The 270-nt window shown below is 43.7% G+C and carries 1 protein-coding gene; it reads right to left on the minus strand.

Annotation, left to right across the window (positions count from 1 at the left end; translation table 11 throughout):
- The coding region (locus AAEY57_RS20075; RefSeq protein WP_350608674.1) for a class II glutamine amidotransferase at window positions 1-270 on the minus strand (270 nt) is incomplete at both ends.

Consider the following 270-nt stretch of genomic DNA (forward strand, 5'->3'; position numbering starts at 1 on the left):
GGTACCAAAAGCGCCTTCAAACTGTTTAACAGCTGCTTGTACCGATGCAAGTAACGTTGTGTGTTGTTTGCGAAGTTGGTGAATTAAATGCACCATTACTTCTGTATCAGTGTCTGATAAGAATTCGTAACCATCTGCTTTAAGTGCTGTACGTAGGCTCGCGTGGTTTTCAATAATACCGTTGTGTACAAGTGCTAACTGGCTGTTTGATACATGTGGGTGCGCATTTGCTTCTGTAACGCTACCATGTGTTGCCCAACGAGTATGTGC

This window comes from Pseudoalteromonas sp. MER144-MNA-CIBAN-0113 (genome assembly GCF_040308965.1).
GTDB classification, from domain to species: domain Bacteria; phylum Pseudomonadota; class Gammaproteobacteria; order Enterobacterales; family Alteromonadaceae; genus Pseudoalteromonas; species Pseudoalteromonas tetraodonis.